Raw genomic sequence first — 16112 nt, 5'->3', positions numbered from 1 at the left:
AAAATTGTAACTGAGGAACTGTCAACTTATTGTTGCACTAGAAAAGTAGACTTTACACCCAGTTCAAAAAACTCAGTCAACTATAAGTTCTATAGCTCAAAATCACCAAAGTCCATATCCTTCGATGTCGATAATTTATTTTTGCTAGGCGGGTCAAGTAATGAAGGTTGAGGATTCTCAACGTTTTGTTCAATTTCTTTGACTTTAATTTTGCCGTCTTTACGTTTTTTGCGTTGAATACAACGTTTGATGACTTTTTGTTTTTCAGTTGAGGCTAAATTTATCCAATTTTGACGCTCCTCACGGGTTCGAAAACACCCCAAACATTGGCCTTTGTCATCTGACTGACAAATACCAACGCACGGACTAGGAACATCAAAAAACTCTAATTGCATATTTTACTATCATTAAGCGTAGTGGATTTTACTACGATAAAATTCGCCTATTGTTTATTATAACCTATAGGCGAACTAAACCCTATTACGCTAATTCATCCGTTGCTATATGATATTCAGGATCTTCAATGACATTAATTTCAACCAAACTACCTGCTTTAGTTAATAACTGTTTACACTCTGAATTTAAATGTCTTAAATGCATAGTTTTACCGCTAGCGATATAGCGCTCTGCAAGTGTATCAATGGCTTCAATCGCGGAGTGGTCAGCAACCCGTGAATTTTTAAATTCGACAATGACATCGTCGCTATCGTTACTCACATCAAACTGTTCTAAGAAATTTGAAATAGAACCAAAGAATAATGGGCCATGAACTTCATAAACCGTAGAGCCTTGTTCATCAACAGTACGTTTTACATTTACATGTTTTGCATGTTCCCAAGCAAAAACTAGTGCAGAAACAATAACACCTACTACTACAGCTACCGCTAAATCCGTAGCTACCGTTACCCCAGAAACTAACACGATAACAAACGCATCAGCTTTAGGTACTTTGCCTAAAATACGGAAGCTTGACCATTCAAACGTACCAATAACCACGATAAACATCACACCAACAAGTGCAGCTAATGGGATGATTTCAATCAAACCAGAAGCAAACAAAATAAAGCCTAATAGCGCTAAAGCTGCTGTAATACCAGACGCTCTGCCTCGTCCACCTGAATTCACGTTAATCATAGATTGGCCGATCATTGCACAGCCCCCCATTCCGCCAAAAAAGCCATTAACGGCATTTGACGCACCTTGGGCGATACATTCTCTATTACCACGACCACGAGTGCCGGTAAGCTCATCAATCAAAGTTAAAGTTAATAATGACTCAATCAAACCAATCGCTGCTAACACAATGGCAAAAGGGAAAATAACTTTTAATGTTTCTAAGTTAAATGGAACGTTTGGAATAGCAAACTGAGGTAGACCACCAGCAATTGAAGCAGATGGGTCATTGGTCATATCACGAACAAAGTCAACAACCGTTCGCGCATCTAAGCCTAAGCTTTGCACCAAAATAGTCACCACAACTATCGCCACTAAAGAAGATGGCACCGCTTTAGTTAATTTAGGAAGAAAATGAATAATGGCCATCGTTAAAACAATTAAACCGGCCATTGTGTATAATTGTGTGCCCATCATCCATTCTAATTCACCGGCTTCATTGGTGACTTTAAACTGGCCTAATTGCGCCAAAAATATAACAATAGCAAGACCGTTAACAAAGCCTAACATCACCGGGTGTGGTACTAAGCGAATAAATTTTCCGAGCTTAAAGATACCCGCTAAAATCTGTAATATCCCGGTTAGCACAACACAAGCGAACAAGTATTCAACCCCATGGATAGCGACAAGACTCACCATCACTACGGCCATAGCACCTGTAGCACCAGAAATCATCCCCGGTCGACCGCCAAATATAGACGTGATCAACCCCACCATAAATGCAGCATATAACCCAACTAAAGGTTCAACGCCGGCAACAAAAGCGAAAGCAACCGCTTCGGGAACAAGTGCTAAAGCAACTGTCAGTCCTGATAAAACATCATTTTTTAAATTGCCAACTTTACTGGCATGTAATTCAAACATCACGATCTCACGTTAAATTAAGTAAACTAACCTATTCTCAAACAATACGTCAGCTAAAATTAGGCATACTTTTAAATCAACTAATGAAAGAAGAAAACAGGAAAATGTTTTAGTGATAAAAAGCGCGGGAATACTATAGATTTATAGAGAGAAAGTCAATAAATGCTTATTCTACAAGAAGAAGAGATAAGCACTTATCTATTTGATTTTTATGTAAATAATTACTGTTCTGCGGATTCGGTCAATTGTTCACGCTCTGTTAAAAACGCTTTAATTTCATCTCTAGAGCCTAAAATATGTTGTTTCATAACAGCCACCGCTTTATCAATGTCCTTACTTTTACACAGCGCCAGTAATTCATTATGCTCTGATTCAGCTTTAGAAATACCGCCAGCCCATAATAAATGCATGCGAATATACCTATCCGCATTTTTGTTTAAGGTATTGACTAGATCTTGGGTTTGAGGGCGAGTAGCACCAGAATAAAGACAATTATGATAATTTGAGTTTAATTCACTCCAAGTGTTTGCAGCATTTTCTTTACCTAAAGATTGATTCAACTTTTCAAGTAAAACCGTTGCTTCTTCAAGTTTTTCATCTGTTAAATTTGGAATTGAAGCAGCTAACAAGTCAGCTTCAAGCATTGCTCTTAATTCAAAAAGTTCATCAACTTGATTGATATTAAGCTCTGTTGCTGTCGCCCCTTTATGGGGTTCGAATGATACCAAACCTTCCGCTTCTAATTGCAATAGTGCTTCTCGAACAGGAATTCGACTGACATTGAGTTCTTCTGCTAAAGCAGCTTGGCGGAGGGGTTGGCCTGCTTTTATTGCACCATTAAGAATTTTCTCCCTTAATGTTTCAACGACCAATTGTGTGCGTGTTTTATAAACTATGCTCATGCGCCTACCAAATACCTGCTAAAATTAATTGCCCCCATTATAAGCATTTACTACCTAAAAAAAAGAGCTAATAAAATTAGCTCTTTATAATCAACCCTATTTGATTAAAAATTTATCGCCACAATGGTGCTGGTAATAAATCATTTGGCATATTTTGATAACAAATAGGTCGTTGAAAGCGTCTGATAGCTTCACTTCCGACAGATGTAGATCTTAGATCCGTTGACGCTGGAAATGGTCCGCCATGATTCATTGAAGCACAAACCTCAACTCCAGTAGGCATTTGATTATAAATTAAACGACCCACTTTATGTGCAATTAACGAAGCAACTTGTTTACTTTCCTCAAGATCAGATTCAACAGCATGGATACTCGCGGTTAAATTTCCTTTTAGTAAATCAATGAAATCCACCATTTCATCTAAGTTTTTCAAGCGAACGATTAATGCACATGAGCCAAAAACTTCTTCATGTAAAATTGGCGTTGCTTTAAAGGTGGCAAAGTCAGTCGCGAATAAGGCAGCTTGTGCAAAATGTTCAACACCCGCTTGCCCCATAGCTAATAATTCAACACCTGATATTGATTGCCAGTGTTCAACAGCGCGTTTATATGTAGCTGCAATGGCTGGGGTTAACATTACCCCCGCTTGAGTATCAGCAATAGCAGCACTTGCTGCACTTTCAAAATCCCCCGCATTGGTATCTTCAATATACGCCCAAATTCCGGGGCTAGTACAAAATTGTCCTTGTCCCATCATTAAAGACGCCACTAAAGTATTGGCAATATCGGTAGCATTTGTTGCTAGTTTGCCTGCCATTATCAGTTGAGGATTCACACTGCCGAGCTCACCATAAAATGGAATTGGCTCAGCTCGTTCGTTAATTTGCTTTTGTAGAATCATGCCAACACGTTCTGAGCCAGTAAAACCGACGGCTTTTATATCTGGATGTGTGACTATTTGACTTGAAATAGCATAATTTTTACCTTGTAACAGCGAAAAAACTCCGGCGTCAATGTCACAGTTTTTAATGGCTTTTTCAATCGCTCTAGCCACTAATTCAGCCGTACCTGGATGCGCCGCATGAGCTTTCATAATGACAGGACAACCTGCCGCTAATGCCGAAGCAGTATCACCACCTGCGGTTGAAAATGCTAAAGGAAAATTACTCGCGGCAAATACCCCAACCACGCCTAAGGGCAAATATCCCAAACGAGTATCAGGTTTAGGTAAAGGTTGACGATCAGCATCGGCTTCATCGATAACTACGTGGTATTCACTTGTTTCGAGTAAATCAGCAAACAAACCTAATTGACCAATTGTTCGGCCCCTTTCTCCTTGTATTCGCAATGCCGGTAGGCCCGTTTCAGCACAAGCCATATTGATAAGTTCATCACCTAAGGCAAGAATTTCCTCTCCAATATTTCTTAAAAATTTTGCACGTATTTTGACAGGAAGTTGATGATAATTGTTAAACGCTTGCTTAGCTCGCATTATCGCTTGCTCTATTTCTGCAGGTGTTGCATCAGCAAAAGTTGCTTTCATCGGTTCATTGTTAATGGCATGCGTTGCTGAAAAGCCTTGACTTGTATTGCCAGACCACTCACCCGCAATTAAATTTTGTCCTGTAATTGTCATCACTATTCTCTTTTTAAATAATTACTCAATAACTCAGTTGATAACCAAGTCAGTTATTTCACACTAAAACCAAATGCATAAGGATCATCGTCATCAATGGTTATACAATTTTTCCCAAAAACTTTTGCCCAACCTTGAATACTTGGCTTTATTGCTTGGATCTTTTTTTGCTCATCACCTAGCTCAACAATTGCTTCTATTTTACCGATAAATTGACTACCGATATAACTTTCATGGGTGAACGTGTCACCAAGTGTTAATTCACCTTTGGCAAATAATTGCGCCATACGAGCGCTAGTCCCAGTACCACACGGCGACCTATCAATAGCTTTTTCACCATAAAACACGGCATTAGCTGAATCTGAGCCAATAGTTTGTGGCTGCCCCGTCCATAACACATGACTTACACCATTTACGGTAGGATCTTCAGGATGAACACAGGTTAAAATGTCACTTGCTACTTGACGAACAATAGGGCTCCAGCGCAAAATTTCATCCGCACTCCATTGGTCAATACCTGGAAAATTTTCTTGCGGTTCAACGATCACATAAAAATTTCCACCATAGGAAACATCCACGGTTAATTTGCCAAGTTCAGGGATATTTAATTCGACGTTTTGATGAGCAAGATAAGCCGCAACATTATAAAGTTTCACCGCAGAGACTTGATCGCCAGTCATTTGGTAATCAATATCTATTTGTCCTGCAGGTACGTCTAAGATCAGCTTACCTGGCTGTTTAGGTTTTAATAATCCAGCTTGTATTGCTGCGGTTACTGTGCCAATTGTTCCGTGGCCACACATAGGTAAACAGCCTGAAGTTTCGATAAATAAAATCGACCCATCTGAGTTTTCACAGCATGGAGGATATAAAAATGCCCCCGACATCATGTCATGACCCCGAGGTTCGAACATTAATCCTTGACGGATCCAATCATGATTTTCTAAAAAGTCTTGTCGCTTTTCACTCATGGTTTCTCCTTTAAGTTCAGGATGACCACTGGTCACTAACCTAACAGGATTACCACAGGTATGAGCGTCAATACAAAAGAATGTACCTTTATTCATTTACAACCTTTTATCGGTTAAAGCCATATAAGCAAAAGGCTCAACAACTACTGAGCCGATGTATCATGAGGATTTAATCGCCATTAATCTAAATTAAATTTAGATAAATCAATTCGCGTTGCAACCGCGTCGTTATAAAGCTTTTCAACTCTACTTCTTTCTACACCTGTTAAAGGCATACGAGGTGCACGGGTGACTTCACTACCACGACCGGCCAGTTGTTCACAAAACTTAATACATTGCACTAATGTGGGAATGGTATCTAAGCGTAGTAATGGTAAAAACCATCTCCAGATCTCAAGCGCCTCTTGGTAACGCCCTTGTTTAGCCAGCTTGTAAATAGCAACAGACTCTTGCGGGAAAACATTGGTTAAACCAGAAATCCAGCCAGTACAACCCAACATTAAACTTTCTAAGGCAATATCATCAACACCACCGAAAACAATAAAACGATCACCAAAGTTTGCATACAACTCAGAAATACGACGAGTATCTTCTGTGGCTTCTTTCACAGAGACAATTGTTGGCTCTTCAGCAAGTACCCGCATACCTTCAATTGAAACATCAACACCGTAAGTCACTGGATTGTTGTAGATCATGATAGGTAAACTACAGTTTCTTGCCACTTGTTGATAATGGTGAATCGCTTCCGCTTCACTTGAGCGATAAACCATACCCGGTAGCACCATCAAACCGTCAATACCGACTTCTTCACACATTTGAGAATATTCAACCGCAAATTGTGTCGTGGTTTCAGCAACTCCAGAAATTACAGGCACTCGACCGGCAACGACTTCTTTAACCGCTATCAAAATTTCCTTTTTTTCTTCACGTGTATGTGAGCAATTTTCACCAACCGTACCTAATGCGATAATTCCATCAACGCCTTCTTTGATAAGTGAGTCGACCATATTTTTGGTTGCTTCAAAGTTAATTGAATAATCGTCGAAATACTGAGTTGTTACCGCAGGGTAAACGCCTTGCCAATTAATGTTCATCATTTATTTGTACCACAATAGTTAAAGTAATAAATACCAAAAAAGTATTTGTAGAATTAATATCGCATATTGTATACAATTATTTAACTCACACAAGTATAATGTATAAAAAATATTTTCAAGGGTTTAAAAAATGCAGTTTAATGACATTAAAATCAATAATTATCAATCAATTAAAACTATTGATGCCCATACGGAAGGTGAGCCATTACGCATTATAATCCATGGTTACCCTAATATTATTGGCAAAACCATTTTAGAAAAGCGTCAATATCTGATAGATAACCTAGATCATTTACGTCAACTCTTGATGTTTGAGCCTAGAGGTCATGCCGATATGTATGGCGCTTTGATCACAGAGCCTTGTACTGAAAATGCAGATTTTGGCATTTTATTTATGCATAACGAAGGCTATAGCAGCATGTGTGGCCACGGCATTATTGCTGCTGTTACCTTGGCGATTGAAACTGAAACGATCGGTTTTCCTAATGACAAGGGCTATATTGGCATAGACTCCCCAGCAGGATTTATTAAAGCATACGCAACTGATCATCATCAATTAACCGTTAGCTTTGATAATGTGCCGGCTTTTGTTGAAACGCTTGAACAAGAAATATTTGTCGAAGGTATCGGACAAGTTTCTTACGACATTGCTTTTGGCGGCGCTTATTATATATTTGTAGATGCGGATAAATTATCGTTAGATTGCACGGCGAATAATGTGCAAGCTTTGATAAATGCTGGTCAAGCAATTAAAAAAGCCGTAATGGGCTCTGTTGAAATCAATCATCCACAAGAAACCGCATTAAGCTTTATCTACGGTACCATTTTCACTTCAAAAAATACCGATAACCCTATGGCTCATTCACGCCATGTTTGCATATTTGCAGACGGAGAAGTTGATCGTTCCCCTACAGGAACGGGTGTTTCTGCTCGCGCAGCCCTTCTGAGTGTTAAAGAAAATTTATCCCCACTCACGTCTATTGAAATCGAAAGCATTGTCGGTGGAAGAATGTCATTAAGCATTCAACAACAGTGTACTTACTTTGGTAAACAAGCCGTAGTCCCTCGAGTAAGCGGCAGAGCCTACATTACAGGAACACATCAGTTTTTATTGGATAAAAACGACATTTTTCCACAAGGTTTTATCCTGAGATAAACTTTCAATCACATGATAATGATCATGTTTACAACGCCAATGGTTGGTTAAATAAGATCTGTAAATATTACTTGGATTTAATGACATGAATGAATCAACAAAGACAAAAAAAATCGCAATCGTTGGTGCTGGTATTATCGGTATAAACTGCGCTGTTGAATTACAATCACGAGGTTATCAAGTTACCTTACTTGATAAAAATGCCATTGGAGAGGGATGTTCAAAAGGCAATGCAGGTCATTTTGCTACTGAGCAAGTTTTTCCTTTAGCCGAAGCCAGTATTCTTTTACAACTACCAAAAATGCTCCTTAATCCTTTAGGCCCAGTTGCCTTATCGCCAAAATACTGCTTTAAAGCAATTCCTTGGTTCATTAAATTTATAGCGAATATGGGGCAATCTAAACGACGTCAAAACATTGCGGCACTTAAACGTATTAATGAGCAAGCAATAGCCTATTATAAACCCTTATTAGCAGCCGCGAACGCAGAAGAACTCTTCGTAGAAAAAGGCAGTTTATTAGTTTTTGAAAACACGCCCCTAGCAAAGATCAAAAAGCTACAACAAGCTTATTTAGCACAAGAGGTGAAAGTAAAACTATTAGATAGAGCTCAAACGTTATTATTAGAGCCAAATTTACAAGGTAGCATACAATATTCGCTATATTTCACAGAAGTAGCCCATACTGTTAATCCGTTATTGCTCAGTCAAAAGTTAGCTCATTACGCTAAATCTTTGGGTTGTAAGATAGAAAAATTTGACCTTCAAACCATTACTCATCAAGCAAATAACGTTGTACTCAATGATGGCAAAACAACTTTAATGTTTGATCATCTAGTTATAGCAACAGGTGCTTGGTCAGAAAACTTACTAAAACAACTAAATTACAAACTCCCAATAGAAGCTGAGCGAGGTTACAGTTTAGATTTATCTGGCCAAACCAACCGTCATTTAAATAGACCTGTCGCTTCTGCAGAACGACGATTTATTATCACGCCAATGTCGCATGGCTTACGTTTAGCAGGCACCGTTGAATTTGCAGGACTAAAACAGAAAGCAAATATGAAACGAGCCTCTATGCTTTATAAAAATGCTCAATTTATTATCAAAGAGTTATCAAAAGAAGCGCCGGATAAAAATCAAGGCTGGTTGGGCTTTCGACCCTCACTGCCCGATTCATTACCGGTAATATGTACAGCACCAAACCATAAAAATATGACCTTTGCGCTAGGGCATCAACATTTAGGCTTAACTTTAGGGGCGATTACCGGCAAACTAGTTGGTCAAATAGTGGCGAATGAAAAACCGGCAATTGATATTGCCCCCTTTTGTATTTCTCGATTTAACTAAATAGAATAAAAGGCTGAATAAAGCGCTATTGAAACGACTGATTTTAGTAGGTTAAACAAGCGTTTTAACCCGGTTCTTTTATATCTTCTTGATGAGTAATGGGAACTTTCACTTGAAAGCTACAGCCTTTTCTCACCGGCAAACTTTTCACGGTGCCACCTAATTTAGCATCGACTAAATTATAGACAATATTCATGCCGAGGCCAGATCCCCCTTGTCCTCTTTTGGTAGTAACGAAAGGGTCGAAAATACGCTTTTTAATGTCTTTGTCTAATCCAACGCCATCATCACTATAAACCAAGGTTAAAAAGCCATTACTTTCGGTAAAAGTAATATTAATTTCCCCTTTATCTCGTCCATCAAAACCGTGGATGTGTGAGTTTGTCATAAAATTAGTTAAAATTTGGTTCCATGCACTGGGGTATGTCACTAAATTTAAATTTGGATCGACAGAAACGTTTATAGAGTAATTTTTACGTTTAAATAGCGTTTTAACTGTATTAACAATATCGTTTACATGCTGAAGCATATTAATATTTATTTCAGGATCAGTATGTTGTTCTACCGCTACTGATTTAAAACCGCGAATAAGTTCCACAGCTTTATTTAAACTTCGTTCGATAATTTCTTGATATTCAATCAGTAATGACAAGGTTGAAGTTAATTGAGACTTGGTTAAGTTTTCACTTTCTACAGAGTTGATTAAATCTAACACTTTTTCTTTAAGCGCGGTAATTGAAGTCACGCAAATACCTAATGGTGTATTTACCTCATGAGCAACACCAGCTACCAACTGCCCTAACGATGCCATTTTCTCAGACTGTACTAATTGATCTTTCGCTAAGGTTAAATCATCAAGTGACTGTTGTAATTGTTGATTACTCGCCGCTAATTTAGCCGTACGATCGTAGACTTTTATTTCTAATTCACCATTTAAGTTTATTAGTGCATTTTCAGCTTCTTCTAACTTTACGATATCGTTTTTGATCGCTAATCGCATACAGTTGATCGCATCAGCGAGATCATCTAATTCATCCGTATTTTTACTTCTATTTTGTAAAACAAGCTCTTCGTCTAAGTTCTCAGTGGTGACACGTTGAGAGTAGGAGGTAATATGGTAAATTTGACGTGTGATCAACCAATGAACAATAAACATGATAAAAAATGCGACGATAAACGTTTTAACAAACTCCGCGGTAACAATAAAACCTGCTTGTTGCCATAATCGTTGATAGATATCTTCATAATCAGCACCAATCAAGATTTCGCCAATATCACTTTCACCATAAAAAATAGGATATTTAGCTTGCTTCTTCAGCTCTGCGTTTTCATCGCCAAATTGATAAACCTTACCAAAGCCAGTTGTTATTTTAACAAAGCGGATATCGGGTAACTTAACTATCCCTTGAATTTGTTGTTGAACTAAGGCTTCGTTAAAGTCCCATAAACTGGTGGATATCGACTGAATATAACTCGATTCAATGTTATCGAAGCTATTATTCAAACGAGTTATATTTTCATGATATGCTGAGTAAAGTTGAATAAAAGTGGAAACTAGCGACAAAATAGAGCTACATAATAAAATATAAACAAGCACACGCCGAGTTAATTTATTATTAAAAGAGACAGGTGCCGCCATTGACTATTTTATCCTTATAGTTCCAATTCTCTTAATTAAAATAGTCAATTCCCCTAATGTCAATAAATTCTCTTAGGAATAACAATCTGTTAACAAAATAAGGCCGATAACGTAGCAAAATGTAATAAACTCGTTCAAATTTATTTTTTTAAAACAAATTCACTCACTAATTTAGCCGCAGCAAGATCTTCCAAGGCATGCCCTACCGATTTGAATACGGTAATATCTTCATCAGTTCTGTTAAATACAAAAGTTTTTCTACATAACGAAAATAAGTCGGCGTTGATATCAGCCTGAGTGATCACGTTTTCAGCAAGAGGGATTGCGATATCTCCGGTTTCTCGAACAGCACTTTCAATGTTATCAACAAACACTTTAGAGCGGGTTAAACACGTATCATCCATTTCTCTCATATCTGGGCGATAAGCACCGACCATATCAAGATGTTGACCGGCTTGTAACCATCTGCCAAATATTAACGGCTTTGTACTTAACGTTGCACATGAAATGATGTCGGCGAGTTTTACATGCGGTTCTAATTCATCAACAGCTTTACAGTTAATATTTAAATGCTCAACTTGCTGGCAAACCTGCAGTGCCTTTTTAATATCTCTTCCCCAAACATAAACTTGGCGAATGGGTCTCACACTGGCGTGGGCAGCAATTAATTGTGGTGCTAAAGTGCCAGTGCCGACAACAAGCAATGTTGAACTGTTTTCACGTGAGAGAAAACGAGCAGCTAAAGCTGACGCTGCTGCCGTTCTTTTCGCAGTAAGAGATGGTGCGTCCATCATCGCCTTTATAGAGCCAGTATCAACATCTAACAGAAGATAAGTTCCTTGAATTGAGGGAAGGTTTTTTTGACTATTTTCAGGAGCAACGGTTACTAATTTTATACCCGCTACATCTCCAGCTTGCCAAGCAGGCATCATTAACAATGTTGTTTCTCGACTTGCATTGGGGTTTTCCATATCAAAATGTAATCTTGGTGGCACTTCAATGCTCTCGGTAAAAGCAACTTGTAATGCATTTACAAGTTTAGGAAACATTAACGCTTGATGTACAACTTCGGCAGTAATTGACAACATGTAAACCTCTTAAATTTAAATAACACAATCCAAAAAAGCATTATTGCATACTGTATACAAAATTTAAATATTGGAAATCAAGTTTATTTTTAATGAGTCTGTTGACTTTTTAATTAAGCACTGACATTCTCGTAATTCTTATCAAATTCCATAGAGAGCGGGACAATGAACAATTTTATTTTATCCACAAATGTTATTGCTGACATTACCGTTTATGGGATCAAGTCTATCGTGTTTTCAACGTTGAATGAGTACTAATTCTTAGTTAGTTCACACTTTACCGTTAATAAAAATCAACATTTAATCACGTTAAATTTTGCTCATTTGATCAATTCTTCTAAATGAGTGGATTAATAAACACCCTCTCCTTGCCAGCTTTAACAAGCTTATTCATTGCAGATTAAAATGAAATGAACTTGATTTGCACTAAAACTTATTTGGCCGTTCTAAAGGTTATTAATTTTGAAAACAGATAAAAAAACGATTCTCCACGAAGGAGAAACAAACGCTGAAGTAACTTTCGATAAGCTTCAACAAAAATTAAGCATAAGACAATTATTTAAACAATCACTAAAAGGCAACCATCAAGATTTAACCAAAGGTTCTATTGGCGTTGCCGCGTTTTTACTCGCGGTACCTATGGTATTAGAAATGTTAATGGAGTCAATTTTTGCTATTACTGATATCTTTTTCGTTTCTGGTTTAGGGGCACAAGCAGTCGCAGTTGTTGGATTAACGGAAGCGGTTTTAACGCTTTTATATGCGTTAGCAATTGGTTTAAGTATGGCGGTAACGGCTACTATTGCTCGTCGTTACGGTGAGAAAAACATTGAACAAGCTGATGTTGTAGCCGGTCAAACGTTATGGATAGGAATGGCGGTTGCCTTGATTGTCGGCTTTATAGGATTAAATTTTGCTGAAGACATTTTAAGGTTAATGGGCGGCAGTGAATCGTTAATTCAAGAAGGTAAAACCTATACCACCATCATGCTGTCTGGTTCAATTACCATTTTATACTTGTTCCTAATTAATGCCATTTTTAGGGGGGCAGGCGATGCATCTATCGCGATGCGCTCTTTATGGTTAGCCAATGGTATAAATATCGTGTTGGACCCTTTGCTTATTTACGGTGTTGGACCTTTCCCTGAAATGGGTTTAACCGGTGCTGCTGTAGCAACAACAATAGGACGAGGTGTCGGTGTTCTCTACCAACTCAGTTACTTATTTGGTATTTCAGGGCGTATTAAAATAACACTTACCCATTTACTTATACAAAGCGAAGTATGTTTAAAGCTTTTAAAAGTATCATTTTGGGGAATAATTCAATTTTTAATTGCCACCGCAAGTTGGATTGCCTTAGTGCGAATCGTTTCGACTTATGGCAGTGATGCTGTAGCTGGTTATACGATTGCGATCAGGGTGATTATGTTTGTGATTCTACCCGCATGGGGCTTAAGTAATGCCGTAGCAACTTTAGTTGGACAAAATCTAGGTGCAGATAAACCAGAAAGAGCAGAGCAATCTGTATGGCGCATCGCCAAGTATAATATTTACTTTTTACTGACTGTTGCCTTGATATTTATCACTATTCCAAACCAAATTATCGGTTTATTTACGAGTGATCAAAATGTGATTAAATATGGCGCAGATTGCTTAAGATATATAAGCTATGGCAATGGATTTTTCGCATTAGGGATGATTTTAGTGCAAGCTTTTAATGGCGCTGGAGATACCATGACACCAACAAAAATAAATTTTATTTGTTATTGGTTGATTCAAATACCTGTGGCATACGGTTTAGCAAAATGGTTTGACTTAGGACCGATCGGTGTATTTCTAGCCATTACTATCGCTCAAAGTATTTTTGCACTTATTGGCTGGCTAAGCTTTAGAAAAGGTCAGTGGAAATTAAAAACGGTATAAAATCGACTAATCGATAACAAATGCTGCCTTAAAGTTACGCACTTAAAGGCAGCAAATTTAATAAACCAGACCTACCGTTTAAGGTAGATTAACCAGCAAGCATTGGTTGAGATTGGTTATTAACCTGAAAAATTTGAAAATTCTTCCTTACTTAATTCTCCATCACCATTTGCATCTAACGTTTTAAATTGCTCTGCCAATGCTGAGTCATTTTGTGCTTCCGATTCACTGATAACACCGTTACCGTCGACGTCATATTTTTCAAATTCAGCGCCTGCATAAGCGTTAATAGACACTAACATCAATACAACTGATAACATCATCGTTAAATTTTTCATCGTTTTCCTCTCATTAATTGTTGAAATAAACTCATTTAATTTCTTTAACACTTAAATAAGGCTCATAATTTCTTAGTCGCTCTTAGAGTTCAGTGTTTTCAATTGTTAGATATCAACTTTAATGCCAATTCATTAAAACAACCAATAATCAATAAGTTAAACATCACCAATAAAAAATATTTATAAAAGAACGAAGAAAAAGTTTATTAAGTGTTGCCAATCGGTAACACTAAATAACAAATCCAAACAAAACCTCCATATTTTCAATAATTTAAGTTGTTGCCTACTTGAGACAATTAAAACCCATACAGCAAAAAGCCCAGTGGTAAACCGGGCTTTTCTTTTAAACCTTTCACTGAGCGTGAGGTTAAACAAAAAAGGAACATTAGGTTCCTTTTTGCTTCTCTCACTAGGCTGAAATATCGATAATTAAAATTATCGTTTTCTACTTAGCATATACTTAGCAGCCGCTAAACGCGTTTCTTCATCTAAGTAGTTTTGCGGCGGCATTTCAGGGTAGTCTTCACGTTTTTTAATAGGCTTAGCGATATAATCAGCTATACCTTGTGGGTTATCCATATACAAAGCTTGAATAATTTGCACTGGAGGACCTATCATTCTGCCGGTATAAGTATGACAGCCAGCACAAATGCCGTTATATACCACTTTGCCACGTTCAGATGGGTCAATAACACGTGGTGCAACAGGCTCTTCTAATAAGTAACTAACGATAGTGTCCGTATTAGTAAAGTCACACTCTGCCCATTTATTTACCCCCACCGAGATATATCGATGGCGATTAATAATACAGCTGTCTTTGGTTGCCCCCACTTGAAGAATATCTGGATGACCTTGTTTAAATTCAGTCAACATCAATGCTTTTGCTTCATCTATCGTGTCATAACCATTATTAAGCATTAAGTTATCTAAAATCATGACACGATCAGGGGCAGGATCCGACTCAGGATCTATTGTAACATTCGGCGCATTATTATGATCCGTAATTAATATGCCCGCCGTTTTATTATTGGTAATGATGTTACCTTCTACAACAACATCATCCGCCGCCATAATTAAAATACCTGTACCAGCAGGAATACCGCCAACTGTAGAGCCTGGCGCCCCAAAGTTTTTGGTATTATTGTCGGTAATAAAGTTATTGCGAATAATGACATCATAAGTGGTTTTAATCGGTAAGCCTGGCGTGATAAACGCTAAAATACCACCGGTATTATTATGAACATAATTATCTTCAACAATGGCATGTCGTGAGTTTTCTATTTCAATTCCCGCAACACTGTCAAAAACATCATTATAAGCAACATGAATGTTATCACTCATGCCAACATAAATAGCGGCATCTTCAATACCTGAAATAATATTGTATTCAACTACACCATTTTTACCTAGCTGTGGGAAAATTCCGTAAACACCCGTATCAACAATAATGTTATTACGAATTTCAAAATTATTCCCCGCCTGCCCCATTATGGCATTGCCTTTATAATTAGTGATCACTAAATTTTCGACGATGAAATTATTCCCCGAATATAAAATGGCATCATTTAGCTTTTTCTCACCATCTAAAGTCGCACGTTTACCTTGTTGGATAACCCCAATAATACTGATGTTATCTTTATCAATATAAACCGTTTCATGATAAGTACCCGGCATGACTTGAATGGTGTCACCCGGTTTAGCCTTTTGCACCGCATCCATAATTAATTCGCCATCATTGACGACATGCGTTTCTCCAACAATACTGCGGTCAGCGACCTCACTTTTATATTTTACACGCGTTGAATCAGTACTAGCAGCTGCATCGCTATCTCCGGCCTTATCGTAACCACCACCGTAGCTAGCACCACCAGAACTTTTTGTAATGACGGGCACTGGGTTCTGATTACTTCCAAAATACATCCCACCGGCGAAAGCCCCGATGACAAGTACTGCACCTATTATTTTTCCTGAACTCAT

Annotated in this window: 13 protein-coding genes; 3 read left to right on the top strand and 10 right to left on the bottom strand. The window is 37.9% G+C overall.

Going from position 1 to position 16112, the window contains the following annotated elements; all coding sequences use genetic code 11:
* Positions 1 to 89 precede the first annotated feature (89 nt).
* From RM573_RS08290 to RM573_RS08265, 6 genes are all read right to left on the bottom strand, one after another.
* Complete coding sequence (locus tag RM573_RS08290; RefSeq protein ID WP_311580023.1) at positions 90 to 395, bottom strand: DUF1289 domain-containing protein; 306 nt, start codon at positions 393 to 395, stop codon at positions 90 to 92.
* Between the two features lie 85 nt (positions 396 to 480).
* Positions 481 to 2037, bottom strand: coding sequence for a SulP family inorganic anion transporter (locus RM573_RS08285; RefSeq protein WP_311580020.1), 1557 nt, complete (start codon positions 2035 to 2037; stop codon positions 481 to 483).
* A gap of 221 nt (positions 2038 to 2258) precedes the next feature.
* Complete coding sequence (locus RM573_RS08280) at positions 2259 to 2939, bottom strand: GntR family transcriptional regulator (RefSeq protein WP_311580017.1); 681 nt, start codon at positions 2937 to 2939, stop codon at positions 2259 to 2261.
* A gap of 112 nt (positions 2940 to 3051) precedes the next feature.
* Complete coding sequence (locus RM573_RS08275) at positions 3052 to 4575, bottom strand: aldehyde dehydrogenase (NADP(+)) (RefSeq protein ID WP_311580014.1); 1524 nt, start codon at positions 4573 to 4575, stop codon at positions 3052 to 3054.
* Positions 4576 to 4628: 53 nt separating this feature from the next.
* Positions 4629 to 5642 carry a 4-hydroxyproline epimerase gene (locus RM573_RS08270; protein ID WP_311580011.1) on the bottom strand — a complete coding sequence of 338 codons (1014 nt, stop codon included), beginning with the start codon at positions 5640 to 5642 and terminating at the stop codon, positions 4629 to 4631.
* Between the two features lie 83 nt (positions 5643 to 5725).
* Complete coding sequence (locus RM573_RS08265; protein WP_311580359.1) at positions 5726 to 6640, bottom strand: dihydrodipicolinate synthase family protein; 915 nt, start codon at positions 6638 to 6640, stop codon at positions 5726 to 5728.
* Positions 6641 to 6773: 133 nt separating this feature from the next.
* Between RM573_RS08265 and RM573_RS08260 the strand changes: the two genes are divergently transcribed.
* Together RM573_RS08260 and RM573_RS08255 are read left to right on the top strand one after the other, a co-directional pair.
* Positions 6774 to 7799, top strand: coding sequence for a proline racemase family protein (locus RM573_RS08260; RefSeq protein WP_311580008.1), 1026 nt, complete (start codon positions 6774 to 6776; stop codon positions 7797 to 7799).
* A gap of 85 nt (positions 7800 to 7884) precedes the next feature.
* Positions 7885 to 9147, top strand: coding sequence for an NAD(P)/FAD-dependent oxidoreductase (locus RM573_RS08255; protein ID WP_311580005.1), 1263 nt, complete (start codon positions 7885 to 7887; stop codon positions 9145 to 9147).
* Positions 9148 to 9211: 64 nt separating this feature from the next.
* On the opposite strand, the gene RM573_RS08250 is transcribed toward RM573_RS08255, so the two are convergent.
* Both RM573_RS08250 and lhpI read right to left on the bottom strand, forming a co-directional pair.
* Positions 9212 to 10786: a sensor histidine kinase gene (locus RM573_RS08250; protein ID WP_311580001.1), complete on the bottom strand. Its 1575-nt coding sequence runs from the start codon at positions 10784 to 10786 to the stop codon at positions 9212 to 9214.
* A 140-nt stretch (positions 10787 to 10926) separates the two neighbouring features.
* Positions 10927 to 11874, bottom strand: a complete 948-nt coding sequence (gene lhpI / locus RM573_RS08245; RefSeq protein ID WP_311579998.1) for a bifunctional Delta(1)-pyrroline-2-carboxylate/Delta(1)-piperideine-2-carboxylate reductase — start codon at positions 11872 to 11874, stop codon at positions 10927 to 10929.
* 462 nt (positions 11875 to 12336) lie between these two features.
* On the opposite strand from lhpI, the gene RM573_RS08240 reads away from it, so the two are divergent.
* Positions 12337 to 13797: an MATE family efflux transporter gene (locus tag RM573_RS08240; RefSeq protein WP_311579996.1), complete on the top strand. Its 1461-nt coding sequence runs from the start codon at positions 12337 to 12339 to the stop codon at positions 13795 to 13797.
* Positions 13798 to 13916: 119 nt separating this feature from the next.
* On the opposite strand, the gene RM573_RS08235 is transcribed toward RM573_RS08240, so the two are convergent.
* Positions 13917 to 14135, bottom strand: a complete 219-nt coding sequence (locus tag RM573_RS08235) for an EF-hand domain-containing protein (RefSeq protein ID WP_311579992.1) — start codon at positions 14133 to 14135, stop codon at positions 13917 to 13919.
* A 435-nt stretch (positions 14136 to 14570) separates the two neighbouring features.
* Entirely contained in the window at positions 14571 to 16112 is a 1542-nt protein-coding gene (locus RM573_RS08230) for a parallel beta-helix domain-containing protein (protein ID WP_311579989.1), read from the bottom strand.

Source organism: Thalassotalea castellviae, assembly GCF_031846185.1.
GTDB classification, from domain to species: domain Bacteria; phylum Pseudomonadota; class Gammaproteobacteria; order Enterobacterales; family Alteromonadaceae; genus Thalassotalea_H; species Thalassotalea_H castellviae.
This window is presented reverse-complemented; position numbering and strand designations above follow the sequence as displayed.